This window comes from Arthrobacter sp. 10T425 (assembly GCF_056393985.1).
Genome location: NZ_JBFTGZ010000003.1, coordinates 191,691 through 206,570, shown reverse-complemented (window position 1 = coordinate 206,570; position 14,880 = coordinate 191,691). Strand labels below are relative to the sequence as shown.

Below are 14,880 nucleotides of genomic sequence, written 5' to 3'. Positions count from 1 at the left end.
GGGAATCATGGGCGATAGGTGACCCCGCGTTGCTTCGGCGGCGGTTTAGACTGCGGCGCGCACCACCGGGATCGACGACGTCGGAAGGCCGCTGGGGAAGATGGTCGGTTCCGGGGCGGTGACGGGCGCCAGCGGGACCCGGACCGGGCCGCCGTCGACCGTGAGCAGTTCCCCGCGCACGTCGACCTCCAGCGGCGCGCCGTCGCGGACGGTCAGGCTGATCGAATCCTGCTCGAGCCCGACGTGCAGGAGCCTGCCCTGGATCTTCAGGTGGAACTCGAGGCCGTCCCATTCGGCAGGCAGCCGGGGATCGAAGTACGGCACAGCGCCCTGGTCCCGCAGCCCGGCGAAGCCGCTGACCAGCGAGCTCCACACCCCGCCGGTGGAGGCGATGTGGACGCCGTCGATCGTGTTGCCGTGGGTGTCGTCGAGGTCGATGAACAGGGCGTGGGTGAAGTGGTCCAGCGCTGCCTTGCTGTAGCCGACCTCGGCCGCCATGATGCCCTGGACGCAGGCGGACAGCGTGGAGTCGCCCGTGGTGATGGGGTCGTAGAAATCGAAGGCGCGGCGCTTTTCCTCGGCGGTGAAGTCCTGCCACTGCAGGAACATGGCCAGCACGGTGTCGGCCTGCTTAAGGACCTGGTGCCGGTAGATCACCAAGGGGTGGAAGTGCAGCAGGAGCGGGTACTTGGACCGGGGCGTGGTCCAGTCCCACGGTTCCAGGGTCATGAAGTCGTTGTCCTGGGAATGGACCTGGAGGTCCTCGTCGTAGGGCAGCTGCATGCGGTTGGCCGCCTGCTCCCAGAGCTGGCGTTCGGCGTCGTCGATCTCCGGGTGGTCCAGTGCCGCCGCGGCGCGCAGGTTGAAGCGGGCCATGACGTTCGTGTACAGGTTGTCGTTGACGACGGCGGTGTACTCGTCGGGGCCCGTGACGCCGTGGATGTGGAACAGTCCGTCCTTGCCGAAGAAGCCGAGTGAGACCCACATCCGTGCAGTCTCGATCAGCAGATCGGAGCCCAGGGTGGCCTGGAACTCGGTGTCCCCGCTGGCCCAGATGTACCGGTTGGTCGCGAAGGCGATCGCGGCGGCGATGTGGAACTGCGCGGTGCCGGCCGCGTAGTAGGCGCTGGCCTCGAGGCCGTTGATGGTGCGCCAGGGGAAGAGGGCGCCGTCGACGCTGAGCTCCTTGGCGCGGATCTTCGCCTCGGGAAGGAGGTCGTGGCGGAATTCCAGGACCTGGCGGGCGTTGCCCGGGTTCGTGTAGGTCAGGTAGGGCAGCAGGTACACCTCCTGGTCCCAGAAGTAGTGGCCGTCGTAGCCGGAGCCGGACACGCCCTTGGCCGGGATGCCGGCCACATCGGCGCAGGCCGTGGCCTGCGCGAGCTGGAAGAGGTTCCAGCGCACGCCCTGCTGGAGCTCGGTCTGGCCCGCAAGGACGATGTCGCTTGTGCTCCAGTAGGCGCGGTAGTGGTCCTCGCTCTCGGCGAAGATCTCGCTGACCGGCTTGAGGCTGGCTTCGGCGTTGTCGGCGAGGTCCTCGGCGGCCTGGCCCACGGCGTAGCTGACGCTCTTCTCCAGCACGAACGGTGCGTCCGCGCTGACGGCGAGCACGTAGCGCACGCTGCTGTCGTCCTGGTCCACCTGGGTGTCGAACGGCTGCACGCCGGCCGAGGTCCAGTGATCCACGGCCATCCCGAGCCGCTGCTTGGATTCCGAGGCTTCCCAGGACAGGCGCAGGGAGCCGTCCCCGCCGTCGAGCCGCAGGGGCAGCAGCACACGGCCGGCGTGGCGGCCGGCGCGGCGCGGATCATGGGCGGAGTGGTCCTCCACCGGCTGGTCCTGGCGGTTGATGACCGAGGACGTGACGTCCGCGGAGATATCCCGGTCGGCCGCCACTTCGAGGCTGATGCCCAGCGCCCCGCGGGTTGCGTAACCGACGGCGCGCCGTTCGGTGGTGGTCACCGTCGCACCGGAACGGCACTGCCAGGTGATCCGGCACTCATAGATACCCGTGGCGAAATCCACCGAGCGGCGGTAGTCCAGCACGGTGGACTCCTCCAGGCTCAGCGGCTCGCCGTCGATGATGACGGTGAAGTTGTTGGCGTCCGGGACGTAGAGGATCCGCTGGCCGGTGCGGGCGAAGCCGTACGCGTTTTCCGCGTGCTTGATGTCCCAGGTCTCGTGGAAGCCGTTGATGAAGCTGCCCGGAAGTTCGGCGTCCGCGGCACCCCAGTGCGCGCCGCGGATGCCCAGGTGCCCGTTGCCGAGGCTGAACAGCGTCTCCAGGGTGCCGGCATTGCCGGGGAGGTGAACGGTCTCGACCAGCTGCCAGGGATCGTTGGGGAACCGGGCGCGGTCCGAGGTGATGAGAGCCATGGTTTAGGGGGTTCCTTCGGAGGGAGTGGGCAGTGGGCTGGGCGGTGGGGTGGGCGGTGGGGTGAGCGGGCCGGGCTAGAGCAGTTCGGCGAGGTCGTTGACCACGACCGTGGCGCCGGCGTCGAGCAGGGTCTGCCGGCCGGCGCCGCGGTCGACGCCGATCACCGAGCGGAAGTCTCCCGCGCTGCCGGCCTGGACGCCGGAGACGGCGTCCTCCACCACGACGCACTCCTGGCTTGGCAGGCCCAGAAGCCGCGCGGCGTATTCGTAGGTGGCCGGGCTGGGCTTGCCGGGCAGTCCCTCGGCGACGGCGACGACGCCGTCGACCACCACCGGGAAGTAGTCGGACAGGCCGGCAGCCTTCAGCACGGCAGGGGCGTTGCGGGAAGAGGAGACGACGGCGAGCTTGAGTCCGCGGGCCAGCGCGGCCTCAACCAGCCGGACGGAGCCCTCGTACGGCTGGACTCCGCCGGCCTCGACGATGTCGTTGAAGACCTTGTTCTTGCGGTTTCCGAGTCCGTGGACGGTGTCATGCGCGGGCTCGTCGTTCAGCGGGCCCTCGGGCAGCACAATCCCGCGGGAGGCCAGGAAGTCCCGGACGCCGTCAAACCGCGGCTTGCCGTCGATGTGGTCGAAATAGTCGCTCTCACGGTAGGGCTCAGCACCGGGGACCGAGGCCAGGAAGCCGTCAAAGAGCTGCTTCCAGGCGTGCTCGTGCACCACGGCGGTGGGGGTCAGGACGCCGTCGAGGTCAAAAAGGATGGCGGTTGCACCGGAGAGCGCACCGGCGAGGCCGGAGGTGTCGGGAACTACAGTCATGAGTCGAGGTCCTTTCAGACGACGGGCAGGCAAGACGGTTTGGTCAAAGCGATGGTCTAAGGCAGGCAGTTCAGGGCTGCTCTGTTGGGGGCCGTTCCGGCGTCGGACGCCGTCCGGATCAGCGTCGGCGCGTGCTGGTGCGCTCTACCAATTTGGTGTCCAGCAGATGGTTCGACGGCGGACTGGCAGGCGGCGTGGCAAGTCCTGAGCGATGAAGTCTTTCAATCAGCAGGTTGGCCGCGAACGCGCCCTGGCCGGCCAGTGGCTGGGCAATTATGGTCAGGCCCAGGAACCAACTCATCTGATGATCGTCTATTCCTATGATGGACACGTTTTCCGGCGCTGACAAACCGAGCTCCCGCATGGCCATGAGCGCACCGCAGGCTGTCTCGTCGCAACCGGCGAAGACCGCGGACGGCATCCCGGGGTTTTCCACAGGCTGCACCATGGCCAGCCGGCCGCCTTCGATGCTGGAGCCGGCGTCGAGCACGAGGTCCGGAGGAGACGGTGCAGATGGGGAGTCCGGGGAGCGCGGGGACGTGCTGGATACTCACGCGCGGGGTATTGGCCTGCGGCACGGGCTCAGCCCTTTCTTCCCCCCGAAGTAGTGGGCCCGGTGTTCATGGCCGAGGTCGATTGTAAGCGCTTACATATTTGGCATGCAAGTGGATGATCCGGAGTTTGGCAGCGGAGCGGGAACGGGCTGGCAGGCCTGCTTGGCCGTGGGTTGGCGGGGCCGGGCGGGCGTCCTGGTCAGCGCCCGGTCAGCGCAGGACGTAGTGCCCTGGTCAGCGCAGGACGTAGCGCCTTGGTCAGCGCCCGGTCAGCGCAGGACGTAGTGCCGCAGGAACGCGCTGACGTCCACGAGTTCGGCCTTCGAGATCGTGTGGCCCATGCCCGGATAGGTCCTGGCTGTGAGCTGGGTATTCCGGTTCAGCCACGCCTCGGTGTGCTCGGTAGCGGCGTCGTTGATGACGACGTCGCCCTTGTCCCGGCCCCAAAAGAACGGCGGCCGGGCGGTGAACGATTCACTCATCGCCAGCAGTTCGTTGTCCAGGACAAAACCCGAGAGCCCCACAGCTGCGCGGAATTGTTCCGGCCGGAGCCGCAGGAGCGTGCTGGCCATCGCCATCCCCTGCGAAAATCCGAACAGGCTGACGCTGCTGTGCCGGGCTTTGACCGACTCGATCCAGGCGAAGACCGCGTTCGTGGAGGCGATGACGTCGGCAAAGTCATGGGTGAGGAAATAGTCCAGCAGGAACCAGCCGTAGTGGTCTCCAATGTCCTTGGGTCCACGCAGGGCGGCGCAGCTGAACTCGGGCGGCAGGGAAGCGAACAGCTTGGACATGCGGAATTCGTCCGTGCCGTAGCCGTGCAGCATCACCAGCAGCGGGGTGCCGCCGCGTTCGTGTTCGGGTTTTGACCAGATCACCGTCTCCATTGGCTCAGCCTATCCAGCACCGCCACGGGCTCCGCCCCGCACGGGGCCGCACTCCGCGGTTTCCGCGGCGGAAGCGGACCTCCGCCCCCCGGATCCGTGGCGCATCCGTCCGGAAAAGGCGAGGCTGGCCGAAACCGGCGCCGAAATTTTCCCCGCGGGGCGGAGGGCGCTTCATTGAAACAGTACGAGCGGGGTTGTAGCGTGACGCTGGACAGCATGCTTACCATCATCAGTCCGCCCCCCGGGCATCAAGGAGCACGTTATGAGAATCGGTTCCGCAATCTTCCTCATCGCCATCGGCGCCATCCTCGCTTGGGCCGTCGCCCCGGGGCTGATCCCCAATGTGAACCAGGCCATGATCGGCTACATCCTGATGGCGGTCGGCGTGATTGGACTCATCGCTTCTCTCGTCCTCGCCGGCCCCGGACGCGGCCGCACGCGCCGGGTCAGCGAGAGCCGCACGGTAGTGGACCCCAACACCGGCGAGACCATCACCCGCAATGAGAGCCGCGACGCAGGCATCTGAGATTTCCCCGCACCCACTGAGCGGCGCGGAAGCTAACGACCCGGAAGCCGGGCCGGACCTCGAGGTCGGGCCCGGCTTCCGCCATCCCGGCCCACTCCCACCACAACCGCAGCACATGCCCAGTCCCCGCGGCAGCCCATGGACACATTCCCCAAATGCCCACTCCCCGGCCCGAACACTGGACATGTCCCCCGGCAGCAGGCCCGCAACCACCACAACCGCAGCGCATGCCCAGTCCCCGCGGCGGCCCATGGACACATTCCCCAAATGCCCACTCCCCGGCCCGAACACCGGACATGTCCCCCGGCGCCCGGTCCGAACACCGGACATGTCCCCCGGCGAAAGCCCACCCTTCTGCGTTCATGTGGTTTTTCATTGACAAACCAACAAGAACAAAGATAAAGTCAAATAATTCCACTTCATGTGACGGGAGTCACCGAAGCGGCCAGGGCGCAATTCCAGCTCAACGCACGGCAAGAACAAGAACCAAGTCAGACGCAGTACGCAATGGAGGGTAAGTGTTCGCCGAAGAACGCCAGCAGCTGATCGTGGGGCTCATCTACGCCAGCGGCCGGGCCAGTGTCACGGACCTGGCCGAGCGCTTCAGCATCACCACCGAAACCATCCGCCGGGACCTCGCCGCCCTGGAAGCCTCCGGCAGCGTGCGCCGGGTGCACGGCGGCGCGGTCTCCCCGGACCGCTTCAGCACCACGGAAGAAAGCATCCTGGAACGGACCGTCCAGCGGCAGCCCGAAAAGACCCGGATCGCCGAGGCCGCCCTGGCCCTCATTCCCCAGGGCCTCACCGGCAGCATCCTGATCGACGCCGGCTCCACTACGGAGGCCCTCGCCGAACTCCTGTCCGCCCGGGCCGCCGGAGCCGCCGCGCAGGGCACCGTTGCGGCGTCCGGGTCCGACGCCGAACTCGTCGTCATCACCCACTCGCTGCCCATCGCATCCCGGCTGTCCGGCGGACCCGGGATCGCCCTGCACCTGCTCGGCGGCAAGGTCCGCGGCCTGACCCAGGCCGCCGTCGGCCAGTCCACGGTGGAAGCCGCCCGCCGGATCCGTCCGGACATCGCCTTCATCGGCACCAACGGCATCCATGCAGCCTTCGGGCTGAGCACACCCGATCCTGAAGAAGCCGCTGTCAAGGCTGCCTTCGTCCAATCAGCGCGCCGCATTGTGGTGCTGGCTGACTCCTCCAAGCTGGACGCGGAAACGCTGGTCCAGTTCGCCTCGTTGAAAGATCTGGACACCGTGATCACAGACACGCAACCCAGCCGGGAACTCGCCGACGCCCTTGCGGAAGCCGGAGTGGAGGTGGTGGTCGCGTGATTGTCACCCTCACCGCCAACCCCAGCCTGGACCGCACCGTGGCGCTGCCCGGCCCCCTCCTCCGCGGGGAAGTTCAGCGGGCCATCTCCGTCCGCCAGGAATCCGGCGGCAAGGGAGTCAACGTCTCCCGCGCCCTCGTCGCGTCGGGGCTGAAGACAGTCGCCGTTCTCCCCGGCGCCGAGGCCGACCCCGTCCTCACCGGCCTGCGGGAGACCGACGTTCCGTTCGCGGCCCTGCCGATTGGCGAGCCGCTGCGCAGCAACGTGGCCCTCACCGAGCCCGGCGGCGTCACCACCAAGATCAATGAACCCGGACCGGCCCTCAGCGAGGACCAGCAGGAGGCCCTGATCAGCCTGCTGCTGGACCACGCCCGCGGTGCCGCCTGGGTAGTCCTGGCCGGCTCGCTCCCACCCGGGGTCCCGGCCGACTTCTACGCGACCGTCACCCGGCGGCTGCGGTCCCTGTTCGACGGCGAGGCCGCACCACGGGTCGCCGTCGATTCATCCGGCGAACCCCTCGCCGCAGCGGTCTCCGGCGACACCTCGGGAAAGCCGGACCTCTTGAAACCCAACGCCGAGGAACTGGTGGAACTGGCTGCCGCAGCCGGTTTCGCCACGAACAAGACCGCCGAGGAGCTCGAAGCGGACCCGGAGGCTGCAGCAGCCGCCGCCTCCGCCGTCGTGCGCTCCGGAGTGGGTGCCGTACTGGCCACCCTCGGCTCCAAGGGTGCCGTTCTTGTGACGGCCGACGGCGCGTGGCTGGCCACGCACCCGCCGGTCACCGCGGTCAGCACTGTCGGCGCCGGCGATTCCTCGCTGGCCGGATACCTGCTCGCATCCAGCCAGGGCGCCGCCCCGGTCGATTGCCTCCGTCAGGCGGTGGCCCATGGTGCCGCCGCCGCTTCCCTGCCTGGCTCCACTGTCCCGGCAGTCAACCAAACCACCCCTGATGCCGTAACCATCACGGCCCTCCGGAAGGATTGACAGTGACACAGCTCATTACTACCGAACTGGTCGAGCTCGACCAGAATCTGGGCAGCTCGCCCGAGGACGTGATCCGGCATCTGGCAGGCAGGGTTGCAGCCACCGGACGCGCCACCGAGGCCGAAGGGCTTTTCGCCGACGCCTTCGCCCGGGAATCCAAGACCGCCACGGGCGTCCCGGGCGGCATCGCGATCCCGCACTGCCGCTCGACGGCGGTCACCGAACCCACGCTGGCGATGGCGCGGCTGTCCCAGCCGGTCGACTTCGGCGCCAAGGACGGGCCCGCTGACATCATCTTCTTCATCGCCGCTCCCGAGGGCGCGGACCAGGACCACTTGAAGCTGCTTTCGAAGCTGGCGCGGTCGCTGATCAAGAAGGACTTCACGGCCAGCCTGCGCGCCGCGACCTCCGAGGCGGAAATTGTCGACCTCGTCGACGCCGCCCTGGCGGACAAGCCGGCCGCCCACACCGCTGCCGAAGCGACCGGCGCCGCATCCGCGGCCGACGCCTCAGCCGCGGCGGCCGCAACCGGTGAAGGTGCCGGCGCGGCGAAGGCCAAGGGGCCCAAGCGCCTCGTCGCCGTCACCGCGTGCCCCACCGGCATCGCCCACACCTACATGGCCGCCGACTCGCTCGTCGCCGCGGCCAAAGAGGTCGGCGTGGACCTGCAGGTCGAAACCCAGGGATCCTCCGGCGCCAAAGCCCTCGACCCCGCCGTGATCGCCGCCGCCGATGCCGTGATCTTCGCAGTGGACGTGGACGTGCGCGGCAAGGAGCGCTTCGCCGGCATGCCGGTGATCAACGCGCCGGTCAAGCGAGGCATCGACGAACCGGACAAGATGGTCGCCGAGGCACTCGCCGCAGCGGACAACCCGCACGCCCACCGCGTGCCCCACTTCGGCGCCGAGGAGCAGGCTGAGATGGCCGCCGAGGAAAAGAGTGAGCACATTGGCACGAAGCTGAAGAAGGCCCTCCTGACCGGTGTCAGCTACATGATCCCGTTCGTGGCTGGCGGCGGTCTGCTGATCGCCCTCGGCTTCCTGCTGGGTGGCTACAACATCACCGCCTTCGCGGACAAGATCCTGGCGGAGAACAGCCTCACGAACTTGCCTACCGTGTACCCGGAGCTGGCCTGGGGCCCGCTGGGCGCCTACCTGGGGGCCGTGCTCTTCAAGATCGGCGCCCTGTCCCTGGGCTTCCTCGTACCCGCGCTGGCCGGCTACATCGCCTACGCCATTGCTGACCGGCCCGGCATCGCCCCGGGCTTCGTTTCCGGCGCCGTTGCCGTCTTCATGGGTGCCGGGTTCCTCGGCGGCATCGTGGGCGGCCTGATCGCCGGCTACGTGGCCCATTCGATCGGCAAGCTTAAAGTGGCCCGCTGGCTGCGCGGCCTGATGCCGGTGGTCGTTATCCCGCTCGTGGCGTCGCTCGCGGCGTCGGGCCTGTTGTTCGTGTTCCTGGGCGCTTACATCGCCCGGGTCACTGTCGGGCTCAACGAGTTCCTGTCGGGCCTCACCGGTGCCAGCGCCATCGCCCTGGGCGTCATCCTGGGCCTGATGATGTGCTTCGACCTCGGCGGTCCCGTCAACAAGGTTGCCTATTCCTTCGCAGTCGCCGGCCTGGGCGCAGCCTCCATCACCAACCAGGCCCCGTGGCAGATCATGGCGGCCGTCATGGCCGCCGGCATGGTCCCGCCGCTGGCCATGGCGTTGGCCGCGACCGTGCTGAACAAGAGGCTCTTCAGCCTTGCGGAACAGGAAAACGGCAAGGCTGCCTGGCTGCTGGGGGCCTCCTTCATCACCGAAGGCGCCATCCCGTTCGCCGCCGCGGACCCGCTCCGCGTCATCCCCGCCAGCATGCTCGGCGGCGCCGTGACCGGTGCCATCTCGATGGCGGCCGGCGTGGGCTCGAAGGCCCCGCACGGCGGAATCTTCGTCTTCTTCGCGATCGATTCGTTCCTGTGGTTCTGCATCGCCATTGCGGCCGGTACCGTGGTCGGCGCCTTCGCCGTGATCGGGCTCAAGCGCTGGGCAGTCAAGAAGCCGGTTGATACGGTGGAAACGGTTCCCGTAGCCGCCTGAACCGGGACGCTTTTCCAAGCAGATACTCACAGCTGACAAACACGCAAGCTGACTTCAAGGAGCAGAAATGACCGAACGTAACGCCACCATTGCCAGCCGGGTCGGGCTGCACGCCCGTCCGGCCGCCATCTTCGCCGAGGCTGCAGGCGAGTTCGACAACCTCGAGATCACGATTGCCCGGCTGGGCGAGCCCGAGGACGAGGCGATGGACGCCGCCAGCATCCTGTCGCTGATGAGCCTCGGCGCATCGCACGGCGAAGTTGTGGTGTTGCGTGCCGAAGGTGAGGGCGCCGACGCCGCACTTGACCGCCTCGTGCAGATCCTTGAAACGGATCACGACGCCGAATAGCCCCACCTTCCGGCCCCGCGCCGGAACACCGGCAGCTTCAGTTGGCCCGGCCGCCCCCGATCAGGGGCCGGCCGGGCCTTCGCGTTGCCTGCCGCTTCGTTCAGAAGCAACGCGGGGTCATTTACGGCCCATTCCGGTGGGGTACTTGGGCGCTAAGTGACCCCGCGTTGCTCTGGCGACGGACCGTCAGGGCAACTTTCATAAGGGGCCTTAGCAAATGCTTGTCACGGCCCCGCGGCGCGGATAGTTTGGAATCCCCCGCGGCACCGACCGCGGGACGCCGCTCAGGTGGTTCCCGGCCGAAGGAGATGATCGCGCAGCCATGCCAACGACGAAAGGCAAGCCACAAGGCTCAGAGAGCCCCAGCATCAAGGACCCCGAGCTCTATGAGAAGTTGCTCGAGGACGGCGCCTCCAAGCAAAAAGCCGCCAGGATCTCCAACGCCGCCGCCAAGCGGGGCCGTTCCTCGGTCGGCCGCAAGGGCGGCAAAGCCGGAGACTACGAGGACTGGACAGTGCCGCAGCTGAAGGCACGCGCCAAGGAGATCGGCCTCAAAGGCTACTCGGCCAAGAAGAAGAACGAGCTCATCTCCGCCCTGCGGAACTCCTGATTAACGTGCACGACGGCGCCAGCCGGCATCCGGTCTCAGGCACGCTTTCGCGCCGTCTTCGACGCCGTCACTTTAGGCGCCGCTTCAGTCTTGGAAGCCGCGGCCGCCGTCTTGGTGGCCGTGGATTTAGTGCCTGTGGCATTGGCTGCCGCCGTCTTGGCGGAGGTCCTCGGGGCGGCCTTCGCAGCAGAACCGGAGCCCCCGGCAGGAGTCTCCGCCGGCCCGCCGCCGCGCTTCTTCTCGATGCTGCGCTTGAGGGCTTCCATCAGGTCGATAACTTCGCCCTCGCCGGCCTCGGCGGGGGCGCCGAAGGTCTCCTCCGTGTCCAGCGACTCCCCCTTGTCCAGCTTGGCCTCAATCAGCTGACGCAACTGCTCCTGGTAATCATCCGTGAACTGGTCCGGCTCAAAGTCGGAGGCCATCGAGTCAACCAGGGCCGCGGACATCTCGCGTTCCTGCGCCGAGATCCGGATGGAGGTCTCGAGTGCGGGAAAGCTGGCCTCGCGGACCTCGTCGGCCCACAGCAGCGACTGCAGGACCAGGACCTCGTCGCGAATCCTCAGCGCGCCAAGCCGGGTCTTGTCCCGGAGCGCGAACTGCACAATTGCCACCCGGTCCGTGTCCTCGAGGGCGCGCCGCAGCAGCACATACGCCTTGGGCGACTTGGAGTCGGGTTCAAGGTAGTAGCTCTTTTCAAACATCATCGGATCGAGCTGGTCGACCGGAACGAACTGGACCACTTCGATTTCGTGGCTGTTTTCCGCCGGGATGGACTTGAGCTCGTCGCGGGTCAGGACCACCGTGCGGCCGTCGTCCTCGTATGCCTTGTCGATGTCCTCGTAGTCGATGATCTTGCTGCAGACCTCGCAACGGCGCTGGTAGCGGATCCGGCCGCCGTCGGCGTTGTGGACCTGGTGGAGGCTGATGTCGTGGTCCTCGGTGGCGCTGTAGACCTTGACCGGCACGTTGACCAGCCCGAACGCTATTGCGCCTTTCCAGATGGCTCTCATGGATCAAGTGAACATCACAGTTGCGCGGAGGTGAAGGGTTTTGCCCAACGGTAAGGAACGCGTCCGCGTGGACGGGCGCGAACTGGTGCTCACCAACCTGGAAAAAATCATGTACCCGGAGACGGGCACCACCAAGGCCGACGTCCTGGCCTACTACGCCGCCGTGGCGCCGGTGCTGATCCCCGCCGCCCGCAACCGGCCGGCCACGCGCAAGCGCTGGGTCCACGGCGTCGGGACCGCAGACGCCCCGGGAGAGATGTTCTTCCAGAAGAACCTGGACCATTCAACGCCCGGCTGGGTGCCCCGTGCCGCCATCACGCACAAGGACCGGACCATCCAATATCCCCTGGTCAATGATCCCGCCACCCTCACCTGGCTGGCCCAGATCGCGGCTCTGGAGATCCATGTGCCGCAGTGGCGGGTTGACTCCCACGGCAACGCCATGCCGCCCGACCGGCTGGTGCTGGACCTGGACCCCGGCGAGGGCGCGGGACTGGCGGAGTGCGTGGAGGTGGCCAGGCTGGCCCGCACCATCCTGCAGGACGTTGGCCTGGACCCCGTACCCGTGACGAGCGGCAGCAAGGGCATCCACCTCTACGCGGCCCTGGACGGGTCCCAGAGCTCGGACCGGATTTCCGGCTTCGCCCGCGAACTGGCCCGCTCGCTCGAGGCAGACCACCCGGATCTCGCCGTCAGCGACATGAAAAAGACCCTGCGCACGGGCAAGGTGCTGGTGGACTGGAGCCAGAACAACGCGGCCAAGACCACGATCGTGCCGTACTCGCTGCGCGGCCGGCTCCGGCCGACGGTGGCCGCCCCGCGGACATGGCGGGAACTCAGCTCCGCGTCGCTGCACCAGCTGGATTTCCAGGAGGTGATGAAGCGCGTCGCAGCCGGCAAGGATCCGTTCGCCCCGGTTTCCGGCGGCCGGCACGGCGCCGGAGCCCCGGCGGCGCACGCGCCGGACCGCCGGGTGGACCACCGGGACGTCCACCTGCCCGGAGGGCGGGCCGAAATCTCTCCCGAGCCGGCCGGCGACGGCGGCGACACCGATCCGCGGCTGGAAAAGTACCGCACCAAACGGGACAGGTCGGCCACTCCCGAGCCCTTCACCGCGGACCGTCACCACGCCGGGGACGACGGCGGGACACGGCGGGAGAAGTTCGTCATCCAGGAGCACCACGCCAGCCGGCTCCACTACGACTTCCGGCTGGAACGCGACGGCGTGCTGGTGTCCTGGGCGCTGCCCAAGGGCGTCCCGACCAGCAAAACCAAGAACCACCTCGCGGTCCAGACCGAGGACCACCCGCTGGACTACGCCGACTTCGAGGGTGACATTCCCAAAGGCCAGTACGGCGCCGGGACGGTCAGCATCTGGGACCACGGACACTACGAATGCGAAAAATGGATCGCGGGCAAGGAGGTCATCGCCACCCTGACCGGCGCGGAGGGCGGCGGCCTCGGCGGAGCGCGCAGGTTCGCCCTGATCCACACCGGCCGGGCCGATGACCAGTGGCTGATCCACCTGATGGACCCTGCGGGCCCGCAGGGCCGTCCCGGCCCGCGGCCCCCGGCCGGCACGGCGGACAACCCGGCCGGCACGGCGGAGCATACAGAGAAAGACACTGACGAGGCAGCGGACGACGGCGGGGAGGACGGCTCAGCGGACGGCCGCGGCCACCGCGAGGGCGGAGCGGAAACCGCCGCCGGCACCGAACGTGCCCCCGACGCCTCCGGATTCAGCCCGATGCTGGCCACATCCGGGACCCTGGCGGACCTTCCGGACCTGGACTGGCAGATCGAGCTCAAGTGGGACGGGGTGCGGGCCCTGGTGATCGGCGACGCAACGACAGTCCGGCTCATCAGCCGCAATGGCATCGACATGTCAGTGAGCTACCCCGAGCTGACGGACCGGTCCTCCTGGCCGGAGCAGGGCTTCGTCGCCGACGCCGAGATCATCGCCGTCGGCCGCTCCGGCCGGCCCGACTTCGGGCTGCTGCAGGGCCGGATGAAACTGAGCAGGGCCGCCGACGTCGCCCGGGCGCAGCAGTCGACGCCCGTGCGGCTGATGCTGTTCGATCTGCTCTTCGACGCCGGCGAGGACCTGCGGCGCCAGCCGCTGAGTGAGCGGCGCCGCCGGCTGGAGCAGTTTTTCCGCCCTTCCGCCGCCCCGGTGGAGCTTTCCGGCGTGATCGATGGCGACGTCGCGCACATCCTGGAAAGCGCCGCCGAGCTCGGACTCGAGGGGGTCATGGCCAAGCGCACGGACGGGCGCTACGTCGGCCAGCGCAGCCGGTCCTGGCTCAAGCTCAAGGTTGAACGGACCCAGGAGGTGGTGGTGGGCGGCTGGCGGCCCGGGAAAGGGGGGCGCCGGGAATCCGTGGGCTCGCTGCTGCTGGGGATTCCGGACGGCTCGAAACTACGGTATGTGGGCCGGGTGGGCAGCGGCTTCAGCACCCGTGAACTCAAGGAACTCAGGCAACAACTCGACGCCCTGCCACGGAAGACCTCCCCGTTCCGGGACGTGCCGGACGCTGACGCGGCAGACGCCAACTGGGTGAGCGCAAAACTCGTCGGCGAGGTCACCTTCGGGGAATGGACCGGCAACGGGAAGCTCCGGCACCCGGTGTGGCGCGGCTGGCGCCTGGATAAGGCGCCAGCCGACGTCGTGGCTGACCCTGCCGCCGGCCCCTAGTCGTGTGGGGCCAGCGGTGATGGGGCTAGTCGTGGTGGGGCAGCTGCGGACGGCTTTGCCGGTGCATGGCGCCGGCGGCCACCTGCTGGCCCTGCCGCCCGCGGGCGGTGTCGCGGTCCTTGGGGTGCCGCTGCTTGCCGCTGCCGTCCGGCCATTGCTGTCCCTGGCCGGGCCCGGGGGGAGCGTGGTGCAGGGCCTCGGGTCCCGGGGCTTCAGCCATGGACTGCGCCAGATGGCTCGCGACCTCGGGCTCGATTTCTTCTCCGAACTGATGATCCGCCATTGATCTTCCTTTCCGCTGTAATTAACCGCTGTGAAATGAAGTGTCCATCAATCGTAGGACTGCCCCGGGGAGATGTCTGTAGCGCCCGCCGTCGGACTTTCCGTCGGCCCGAATCCCGTCGGAAACCCCCGCAATCGAGGGCTGGCGCGGAAAATTTTGGGCGCGGCGCCGCCGGGATGGCCGGTTCCCAGTATCCGCGCGGCGAAAGCGGGCAAAAGAAATTAGTGAATTGCCCCCAATTTGCACCCGAAATGGGCGATCATACGGCACACAACTCGGAAACTCCAGAGAATTCCCGTAAAATTGAAGGCCTGCCCAGAGCGGGGCAGCTACAAGTCGCAAGCAAATGATCTCCCTAGGAGCTTCCCAA

13 protein-coding genes are annotated in these 14,880 nt (G+C 67.8%); 7 read left to right on the top strand and 6 right to left on the bottom strand.

From position 1 onward, the window contains the following. Positions 1-45 precede the first annotated feature (45 nt). The 4 genes from AC1DDH_RS05240 to AC1DDH_RS05225 all read right to left on the bottom strand — a co-directional run bounded on the left by AC1DDH_RS05240 (position 46) and on the right by AC1DDH_RS05225 (position 4,636). Positions 46-2,376, bottom strand: a complete 2,331-nt coding sequence (locus AC1DDH_RS05240) for a glycoside hydrolase family 65 protein (RefSeq protein WP_476856148.1) — start codon at positions 2,374-2,376, stop codon at positions 46-48. A 75-nt stretch (positions 2,377-2,451) separates the two neighbouring features. Further along, positions 2,452-3,195 (bottom strand): HAD family hydrolase, encoded by a 744-nt coding sequence (locus AC1DDH_RS05235; protein ID WP_476870180.1) that lies wholly within the window; start codon positions 3,193-3,195, stop codon positions 2,452-2,454. A gap of 118 nt (positions 3,196-3,313) precedes the next feature. Further along, on the bottom strand, positions 3,314-3,685 hold the full coding sequence (locus tag AC1DDH_RS05230) for a substrate-binding domain-containing protein (RefSeq protein WP_476849867.1): 372 nt from the start codon (positions 3,683-3,685) through the stop codon (positions 3,314-3,316). A gap of 333 nt (positions 3,686-4,018) precedes the next feature. Further along, positions 4,019-4,636, bottom strand: a complete 618-nt coding sequence (locus AC1DDH_RS05225) for an alpha/beta hydrolase (protein WP_079552210.1) — start codon at positions 4,634-4,636, stop codon at positions 4,019-4,021. Between the two features lie 262 nt (positions 4,637-4,898). On the opposite strand from AC1DDH_RS05225, the gene AC1DDH_RS05220 reads away from it, so the two are divergent. The 6 genes from AC1DDH_RS05220 to AC1DDH_RS05195 all read left to right on the top strand — a co-directional run bounded on the left by AC1DDH_RS05220 (position 4,899) and on the right by AC1DDH_RS05195 (position 10,522). Next, the gene (locus AC1DDH_RS05220) at positions 4,899-5,162 is read left to right on the top strand and encodes a DUF6458 family protein (protein WP_018774860.1); all 264 of its coding nucleotides are present in this window, start codon (positions 4,899-4,901) and stop codon (positions 5,160-5,162) included. 518 nt (positions 5,163-5,680) lie between these two features. Then, on the top strand, positions 5,681-6,499 hold the full coding sequence (locus AC1DDH_RS05215; protein ID WP_476859483.1) for a DeoR/GlpR family DNA-binding transcription regulator: 819 nt from the start codon (positions 5,681-5,683) through the stop codon (positions 6,497-6,499). Next, positions 6,496-7,482 carry a 1-phosphofructokinase family hexose kinase gene (locus AC1DDH_RS05210; RefSeq protein WP_476954975.1) on the top strand — a complete coding sequence of 329 codons (987 nt, stop codon included), beginning with the start codon at positions 6,496-6,498 and terminating at the stop codon, positions 7,480-7,482. Before AC1DDH_RS05215 ends, AC1DDH_RS05210 begins: the two co-directional genes overlap by 4 nt. Before the next feature lie 2 nt (positions 7,483-7,484). Then, a complete protein-coding gene (locus tag AC1DDH_RS05205) occupies positions 7,485-9,563 on the top strand; it encodes a PTS fructose transporter subunit IIABC (protein ID WP_476954974.1) in 2,079 nt (692 codons plus the stop codon). Positions 9,564-9,630: 67 nt separating this feature from the next. Further along, complete coding sequence (locus AC1DDH_RS05200; RefSeq protein WP_018774864.1) at positions 9,631-9,912, top strand: HPr family phosphocarrier protein; 282 nt, start codon at positions 9,631-9,633, stop codon at positions 9,910-9,912. A gap of 322 nt (positions 9,913-10,234) precedes the next feature. Further along, positions 10,235-10,522: a DUF7218 family protein gene (locus AC1DDH_RS05195; RefSeq protein WP_476873295.1), complete on the top strand. Its 288-nt coding sequence runs from the start codon at positions 10,235-10,237 to the stop codon at positions 10,520-10,522. Positions 10,523-10,557: 35 nt separating this feature from the next. On the opposite strand, the gene ku is transcribed toward AC1DDH_RS05195, so the two are convergent. Further along, positions 10,558-11,532, bottom strand: coding sequence for a non-homologous end joining protein Ku (ku, locus tag AC1DDH_RS05190; protein WP_476954973.1), 975 nt, complete (start codon positions 11,530-11,532; stop codon positions 10,558-10,560). A 109-nt stretch (positions 11,533-11,641) separates the two neighbouring features. On the opposite strand from ku, the gene AC1DDH_RS05185 reads away from it, so the two are divergent. Then, the gene (locus AC1DDH_RS05185; RefSeq protein WP_476955019.1) at positions 11,642-14,227 is read left to right on the top strand and encodes an ATP-dependent DNA ligase; all 2,586 of its coding nucleotides are present in this window, start codon (positions 11,642-11,644) and stop codon (positions 14,225-14,227) included. 25 nt (positions 14,228-14,252) lie between these two features. Here AC1DDH_RS05185 and AC1DDH_RS05180 read toward each other — a convergent pair whose 3' ends face one another. Next, complete coding sequence (locus tag AC1DDH_RS05180) at positions 14,253-14,510, bottom strand: hypothetical protein (protein ID WP_223914655.1); 258 nt, start codon at positions 14,508-14,510, stop codon at positions 14,253-14,255. Positions 14,511-14,880: the final 370 nt, after the last annotated feature.

What these genes read in the sequence shown, in the direction of transcription:
- AC1DDH_RS05240 (WP_476856148.1), bottom strand. Translation starts at nt 2,376, where the DNA reads ATGGCTCTCATCACCTCGGACCGCGCCCGGTTCCCCAACGATCCCTGG.
- AC1DDH_RS05235 (WP_476870180.1), bottom strand. Translation starts at nt 3,195, where the DNA reads ATGACTGTAGTTCCCGACACCTCCGGCCTCGCCGGTGCGCTCTCCGGT.
- AC1DDH_RS05225 (WP_079552210.1), bottom strand. Translation starts at nt 4,636, where the DNA reads ATGGAGACGGTGATCTGGTCAAAACCCGAACACGAACGCGGCGGCACC.
- AC1DDH_RS05220 (WP_018774860.1), top strand. Translation starts at nt 4,899, where the DNA reads ATGAGAATCGGTTCCGCAATCTTCCTCATCGCCATCGGCGCCATCCTC.
- AC1DDH_RS05200 (WP_018774864.1), top strand. Translation starts at nt 9,631, where the DNA reads ATGACCGAACGTAACGCCACCATTGCCAGCCGGGTCGGGCTGCACGCC.
- AC1DDH_RS05195 (WP_476873295.1), top strand. Translation starts at nt 10,235, where the DNA reads ATGCCAACGACGAAAGGCAAGCCACAAGGCTCAGAGAGCCCCAGCATC.
- ku (WP_476954973.1), bottom strand. Translation starts at nt 11,532, where the DNA reads ATGAGAGCCATCTGGAAAGGCGCAATAGCGTTCGGGCTGGTCAACGTG.
- AC1DDH_RS05185 (WP_476955019.1), top strand. Translation starts at nt 11,642, where the DNA reads ATGTACCCGGAGACGGGCACCACCAAGGCCGACGTCCTGGCCTACTAC.
- AC1DDH_RS05180 (WP_223914655.1), bottom strand. Translation starts at nt 14,510, where the DNA reads ATGGCGGATCATCAGTTCGGAGAAGAAATCGAGCCCGAGGTCGCGAGC.